The organism is Mycobacterium sp. TH-M82 (genome assembly GCF_057473605.1).
The window spans coordinates 1-7,013 of sequence record NZ_JBYCKY010000181.1 but is presented as its reverse complement, the minus strand read 5'-3'; the positions used below and the strand labels follow the sequence as shown (position 1 = coordinate 7,013).

General features: G+C 69.7%; 6 protein-coding genes. 5 read left to right on the top strand and 1 reads right to left on the bottom strand.

Features of this window, described 5'->3' with window-relative positions; genetic code table 11:
- A partial coding sequence (locus tag AC2VON_RS05470) for a DUF3263 domain-containing protein (RefSeq protein ID WP_486952025.1) occupies nucleotides 1-144 on the bottom strand: 144 nt, incomplete at its 3' end.
- Nucleotides 145-319: 175 nt separating this feature from the next.
- Here AC2VON_RS05470 and AC2VON_RS05465 point away from each other — a divergent pair.
- From AC2VON_RS05465 to AC2VON_RS05445, 5 genes are all read left to right on the top strand, one after another.
- Nucleotides 320-916 carry a peptide deformylase gene (locus AC2VON_RS05465; RefSeq protein WP_486952022.1) on the top strand — a complete coding sequence of 199 codons (597 nt, stop codon included), beginning with the start codon at nucleotides 320-322 and terminating at the stop codon, nucleotides 914-916.
- Complete coding sequence (locus AC2VON_RS05460) at nucleotides 913-1,869, top strand: N-acetylglutamate synthase, CG3035 family (protein ID WP_486952021.1); 957 nt, start codon at nucleotides 913-915, stop codon at nucleotides 1,867-1,869. Before AC2VON_RS05465 ends, AC2VON_RS05460 begins: the two co-directional genes overlap by 4 nt.
- An 18-nt stretch (nucleotides 1,870-1,887) precedes the next feature.
- The gene (locus AC2VON_RS05455) at nucleotides 1,888-2,709 is read left to right on the top strand and encodes an exodeoxyribonuclease III (RefSeq protein WP_486952024.1); all 822 of its coding nucleotides are present in this window, start codon (nucleotides 1,888-1,890) and stop codon (nucleotides 2,707-2,709) included.
- A gap of 170 nt (nucleotides 2,710-2,879) precedes the next feature.
- On the top strand, nucleotides 2,880-3,353 hold the full coding sequence (locus tag AC2VON_RS05450) for a hypothetical protein (protein ID WP_486952020.1): 474 nt from the start codon (nucleotides 2,880-2,882) through the stop codon (nucleotides 3,351-3,353).
- A 40-nt stretch (nucleotides 3,354-3,393) separates the two neighbouring features.
- Nucleotides 3,394-7,013, top strand: a 3,620-nt coding sequence (locus AC2VON_RS05445; RefSeq protein WP_486952023.1) for an HAD-IC family P-type ATPase, incomplete at its 3' end; no start/stop codon positions are given.

Below are 7,013 nucleotides of genomic sequence, written 5' to 3'. Positions count from 1 at the left end.
CTCTTTGATCGCTTCCTCCTTGGCGCCGGCGTACTTCCACCACTGCCGCTCGAACGCCAGAATGTCGTGTTCGCGGCGGGTCAGCCCGTCGGTGATTCCCGAGTCATCCTCTGATCGATTAGCCCGCGCCATGGCACCGTCCATATCGCTTCCTGGACCCTTTCGGAAAATTCTCGAATAACCGTCAAATGTGGTTGCCCAGCGTCGGCTTGTCCGGCAAATATTCAACCACGCCCGCAACCGTTCGGCCGGAACCCCGCCCCGCGAGTCGGCCAACCGAGTCGGTTCAGGGTCGGTTCCGCCTCTAAACTTGCCGATCGTGGCCGTAGTACCCATCCGCATTGTGGGCGACCCGGTCCTGCACACCGCGACTGGCCCGGTACCGGTCTGTGACGACGGCTCGCTGCCGGCCGATCTAGGTGATTTGATCACCACGCTCTACGACACCATGGACGCCGCCTACGGAGTCGGCTTGGCTGCCAACCAGATTGGGGTGGGCCTGCGGGTCTTTGTCTATGATTGCGCAGACGACCGGGGGAAGACCGCGCGGCGCCGCGGCGTGGTGGTCAATCCGGTGCTGGAGACCTCAGAGGTGCCCGAGACCATGCCCGACCCGGACGACGACGACGAAGGCTGCCTGTCAGTGCCCGGCGAAATGTTTCCGACTGGACGCGCGGACTGGGCGCGGGTCACCGGGCTTGACGCCCACGGCGCCCCGCTCACGGTGGAGGGCAGCGGGTTGTTCGCCCGGATGCTGCAGCATGAGACCGGGCACCTGGACGGATTGCTGTACCTGGACCGGCTGGTGGGCCGGTATGCTCGCGCCGCCAAGCGGGCAATCAGGTCCCATGGCTGGGGTGTTCCCGGATTGTCCTGGATGCCCGGCGAAGCTCCCGACCCGTTCGGTCACGAATGACCGTGCCGCCCGTGCCGCCCGAGCTACCGGCCGTCGGCACCCGGGTGAGCCTCCGTTACCTGCGGCCCGCGGGGTCGGACCCGTCGATGGCCGACGTGGTCGGACATCTGGTGCAGACCGATCCGCGGGTCCTGGTGCAAGGCGCTAACGGCGAGATGCACCAGTTCCGGCTCGCCGACGTGTTATACGTGCGCCGGCTGACCGATCGCCCGGTGAAGAATGCGCAGATCCGCGCCGTGGAACATGCCGCCGCACTGGCCTGGCCGGGAACCGAGCACCAATGGCTGAACGGCTGGTGGTTGCGCGCCGGACCTGGGTCAGCCAGCCTACGAGCGAATTCGGCTGTACCCCTTGACATGTTCGTACAGGCTAGCACCATCCCGGCAATCATCGACTGGTACACGCAACGCGGGTTGACTCCGCGACTGGCGGTGCCCGATCGCCTGCTGCGCCTGCCCGAGGGCATCCCGGCCGAACGCCAAACCCGAACGCTGGTGCGTGACCTGGCATCCGACGGCTCTGATTGCGATCGCCATGGCTCCGGCGTGACGCTGTCGTCGCACCCGGACGCCGGCTGGCTGGACTGCTACGCGCGCGATGTGGGAGTCGACGTGCTGACCGCGGTCGTCGACGGGCAGGTGGTGTTCGCCTCGATCGCCGGGGTGGCGGTCGGGCGGGCTGCGGTGACCGAGTCGCCCGATGGAGCCCGGTGGGTGGGCCTGTCGGCGCTGCGGGTGGTCGAAGACCGGCTTGACGGCCGTGGTGCAGGTCATGCCCGCGCGGTCTGCGCGGCGCTGCAGTCCTGGGGCCGCGACCAGGGCGCGACCCGCGGCTACGTGCAGATCCGAAGCGACTGGGCCGGCAAGGACACCGCGTTCGGACTCTTCGAGTCGATCGGGTTCACCCCCCAGCACCGCAGCCGCTATCTGGATGCCCGGGTGCTGCGGCCGTAGGGTGTCAGCGTGGGCGCTCTGCGGCTGGCCACCTGGAACGTGAATTCGATTCGCACCCGGGTGGGCCGGGTGACCGATTGGCTGGCCCGCGCAGAGGTCGACGTGCTGGCGATGCAGGAGACCAAGTGCACCGCCGAGAAGTTCCCGACACTGCCGTTCTTCGAGCTGGGGTATGAGGTCGCGCACGTGGGGTTCAACCAGTGGAACGGAGTGGCGATCGCCTCGCGGGTCGGCCTTGACGACGTCGAGGTCGGTTTCGCCGGCCAACCCGCCTGGAGCGGCACGCCGGGCCTCGAAATGGGCCTCGAAACCACTCCAGCCGTCGTCGAGGCGCGGGCGCTGGCCGCCACCTGCGCCGGGGTCCGGGTCTGGAGTCTGTATGTGCCCAACGGGCGCACCCTGGACGATCCGCACTACACCTACAAGCTGGATTGGCTCGCCGCGCTGCGCCACACCGCCGAAGGCTGGCTGCGCGACGACCCGTCGGCGCCCATCGCGCTGGTCGGCGACTGGAACATCGCCCCGAGGAACGACGACGTCTGGAGCGTGGAGTTCTTCGAGGGCTGCACCCACGTCTCCGAGCCGGAGCGCAAGGCGTTCAACGCCATCGTCGATGCACGATTCACCGACGTGGTCCGGCCCTTCACCCCGGGGCCCGGGGTCTACACCTACTGGGATTACACCCAGTTGCGCTTCCCCAAGCGCCAGGGCATGCGCATCGACTTCATCCTGGCCTCACCCGCCCTGGCGACCCGGGTCACCGATGCCGAAATCGTCCGCGACGAACGCAAGGGAAAATCTCCCAGCGACCACGCACCCGTGCTGGTGGACCTGCGATAGCCAAGAACCGATCGCGACCCGCAGCAACGCCGATTTCCGCGCTTCCTCGCGGCAAGTGCTTATGATGGTGAGGCTATGAACTCTGCTCATCCGAGCGTCACCTGCTTGCGAGTATCCGGCGTCCCGCCGATCCGGTTTGCGGGCAATGCAGAAGGCCACAGGGGGCCGTGATGAAAGCCGTTGACAATGCGGCACGAAAACTGACTCGCGCGGTGGGCCGCGCCGCGACGCTGACCACCGAGGCGGTCGGTGCCATCGGGGGTGCTGCGGTCAACGGGGTGGTCGGCGGCGTCAAAGGAGCAGCCGCTGGGGTGCAGCGCGGGGTTAGCAGCGGCAGCCGCTCGACCCCGGCTGCTGCGCTGACATTGGGCGCGCTCGGCATAGCCGGACTGGTCGAGTGGCCGGTGCTGCTGACCATCGGCGCCGTAGGCGGCGGCGCGCTGGTGTTACAGGAGCTGAACCGGCGCCAGAAGGCTCAGAAAGCTTCGGTCAAACCGCGCAAGACGGCATCCGCTGCGCCGCTGAAGCCAGCGCCTGCTCCACGGACCAAAGCTGCGAAGTCGGCGGCACCACGGCGCAATCCGCGGACGAAACCAACACCGGCACGAAGGTCACGCGGCAGTGCGCCGCGTGGCCGCCAGTAGTCAGGCGCGAGTGAATATAGGCCAAACGATACAAAAATCACTGCCTCTGCGTACGGCCAGCACCGGTATCCAAGCCGGCCTCGCGCTCACCGGGATGTCTGTTCACGCCGCGACAACCGTGGCCGGTGCACTCGGGTCAGTGGCCAGCGCCGCTGTCGGTCTTGCCACCTTGCCCGCCCGCGAGGCTACCAAGATGCTGTCCCGCGAGTTCGCGGGTTCGACCCTGTCACGCCGCTGCTGGCGCGGCGAGGACCGGGCCTGGGTCCAGGTGCGGGGCCTCGACGGTCCGGGCGGGGCGGAGCTGGCAACCACGGTGCTCGGCGCGGTCCGGGCGCTGCCCGGGGTCACCTCGGCCCGGTTGAATCACCCGCTGTCGCGGCTGGTCATCGACTTCGGCACACCAGGCCCCGGCGACTCGGGCAGCCCGTCGCTGCGTGAGTTGTGCCGCGTCGTCACCGACGCGGAGAACCAGTGTCGTTCCACGGTGGGGGCGGACAATGACAAGCGCCCGGCACGGCCACGACAGCCCGCCAGCCTGCCGGGCGACGGCCTGGCCCAGGCGCTGCGGGTCGCCACAGTCGGCGCCAACGCGGTCGGGCTGGGTGCGGCGATGGTCGGCCGCGTACTGCGGTTGCCGGGCCTACCGCTGGGTCTGGAGGCTCTGGTGGTCGTTGTCGACTACCAGCCCCGGCTGCGCCGGCTGCTCGAGGACCGCATCGGCAAACCCGCGACCGACACCGTCCTGCCCCTGGTCGCCGCCGGCGTGCACGTCCTCAACAATGCACCCACGGCGCTGGCGGTGGACTTGATGGTGCAGACATTCAAAGCCGGCGAGGAACGCGCCGAAGCGCGGGCCTGGCGCCGGCGCGAACCTGAGTTGGCCGTTCACGCAGGCCACCCACCCGTCGTCGGCCCGTCACGGCCGATGCCGCGGGCCGCCGGCCCGGTCGAACGTCATTTCAACCGCAGCGCGTGGGTGCAGGCCGTCGGCGCCGCGGTGGTCGGTGCGGCAGCGCGCAGCCCGGACATGGCCGGTACCGCCGCAGTGGTGAGCGCACCCAAAGCCGCCCGCGTTGCCCGCGAGTCATTCGCTGCGGCGCTGGGACGCGGCCTAGCCGACCAGCATGGGGTGCTGGTGCTGCGACCCGACAGCTTGCGCCAGCTGGACCGGGTCGACACGGTCGTCATCGATCCGCGCGTGCTCTGCGGCGACGCGCTGCGGGTGGTGCACGTGCGTGGTGCCGACGACGATGAGCTTGCCGCCGCGTGGGATCGTGCCCACACCCGGCTCGGCGACGACGGCCTGCACCCGGGCTGGCATCCGGTCGACGGATCCGGACAGGATGCCCCGGGCACCCCGGAAGCGTTGTTTGCGCCCACGCTGAAACCGCTGGCCGCGGCTCTGGTGACCGAGGCCCGCCACGCCGACGTGGAGGTGGTGTCGGTCGATGTCGACGCGCTGGGCGAGCTGCGGCCGCTCTTCGACGACATCCGTCCGCTCGATGGTGCATCGGTGGACGACGCACTGGCCGCCGCGGTAGCGGCCTATCAGCGCGATGGCCACGATGTGGCAGTGCTGTCGGAAACCGGCGGGCAAGCCCTGTCGGCAGCCGATGTCGCGCTGGGCATCACCCCGAGCGAAGGCTCGCCGCCGTGGTGCGCCGATCTGCTGCTGACCGACCTGAAGACCGCCTGGCGAGTGCTCCACGCACTCCCGGCGGCACGATCGGCCAGCCGGCGCGGCGTCGAGATCTCGACCGGGGCCTCGGCACTGGGTGCGCTGCTGATGCTGCCCGGGGTGCGCGGCCGCGGGCCCGGCCCGGTGACCACCGGTGCGGCGACCGGTGCGCTGGCGGGATACTGGCTGGGTCGCCGCGCGGCCACCGCCACCGCACCGCGGCCGACGCCGGTCCACCAATGGCACGCCATGTCGGTCGACCAGGTCCGAGCGAGGCTGCCACCGCCGGACTCGGCTGGCCCAGCAACCCCGGCCCACCACCCGCCGCCGATCATGACGGCCACGTTGACCGCATTCGGCCTGGCCGGGCGTGTTGTGCAATCGGCTGCTCCGCAGCGCCGGCTGTTCTGGCCGTTCGTCAACGCCGTGCGCAGCGAGCTCTCGGACCCGATAACGCCGGTGCTGGCGCTGGGCGCCACCGCCAGTGCGGTGCTGGGCTCGCCCGTCGACGCGGTGCTGGTTGCGTCGGTGCTGGGCACAAACGCCGTCCTTGCGGCCGCCCAGCGGCTGGTGGCCGAGCGACGGCTGAATGATTTGTTGACGGAGCAGATTCCGCCGGCCCGCAAGGTCGTGTTGGACGGCACCGACGTCGGTGCTTCCGATACCAGGGTGTACCGCGACGTCATCGCCGAACAGTTGCAGCCGGGCGACGTGATCGAAGTGCGCTCCCATGAGGTGGTGCCCGCCGATGGCCGGTTGATCGAGGTGGACGACCTCGAAGTCGACGAGTCGTCGCTGACCGGCGAGTCGCTGTCGGTGACCAAGCAGGTCGAGGCCACGCCCGGCGCGGACCTCGTCGACCGACACTGCATGATCTACGCCGGGACCACCGTGGTGACCGGCACCGCGGTCGCGGTGGTGACCGCGGCCGGTGGTGACACCCACGGCCGCCGCGCCGCCGATCTGGTGGCCGGCGAGCAAACCGCCGTCGGGTTGCAGCACCAGCTGAGCCTGCTCACCAAGCAGGCATGGCGCATCAGTCTGGCCGGCGGCGCACTAGTCACCGGGCTCGGGCTGCTGCGCCGCATCGGTTTACGTCAGGCGGTGGCCAGCGGGATCGCCATCAGCGTCGCAGCCATCCCGGAGGGCCTGCCGCTGGTGGCGACACTGGCGCAGCAGGCGTCGGCACGGCGGTTGACCAATTCCGGCGTGCTGGTCCGGGTTCCGCGCTCGGTGGAGGCGCTGGGGCGCATCGACGTGGTCTGCTTCGACAAGACCGGGACGCTGAGCAAGAACCGGCTGCGGGTGGCACAGGTGCATGCCGCAGCGCAGTACTCCAGTGACGATGTGCTGCGCTGTGCGGCGCAGGCCGCCCCGAACACCAACGGCACCCGCCAGGTGCACGCGACCGACACCGCGATCGTCGAGGCCGCGGTGGCGATCAACGGTGCCGAGCCGGACAACGGCGACGCCGCACATCTGCCGTTCCGCTCCGGCCGGTCGTTCTCGGCCTCGGTATCCGGTGAAGAACTGACGGTCAAGGGCGCCCCTGAAGTCGTGCTGGCCAGCTGTCAGCCGGCGGACCCTGCCGTCAGAAAGTCGGTGGCGGGTTTGGCGGCCGACGGGTTGCGGGTGATCGCGGTCGCGCGACGTCAACTGACGCCAGAGGAGATGAAGTTCCTCGGTGACGACCCGGAGCCCGACGAAATCGCCGAACTGTGCCACGACGGGCTGACGTTCGTGGGCTTGCTCGGCCTGTCGGACACCCCGCGCGACGAAGCGGCCGACCTGCTCGCCGACCTGCATCGGCGCGAGGTGCCGATCCGGTTGATCACCGGCGACCACCCGATCACCGCTGCGGCAATCGCCCGGGAATTGGGCTTGCCGATCACCACCGATCAGGTCATCAGCGGGGCCGAGTGGAAAGCCCTGTCGCGCAAAGACCGGGAGCGCGCCGTCGCAGAGCGGGTGGTGTTCGCCCG

What these genes read in the sequence shown, in the direction of transcription:
- AC2VON_RS05450 (WP_486952020.1), top strand. Translation starts at nt 2,880, where the DNA reads ATGAAAGCCGTTGACAATGCGGCACGAAAACTGACTCGCGCGGTGGGC.
- AC2VON_RS05460 (WP_486952021.1), top strand. Translation starts at nt 913, where the DNA reads ATGACCGTGCCGCCCGTGCCGCCCGAGCTACCGGCCGTCGGCACCCGG.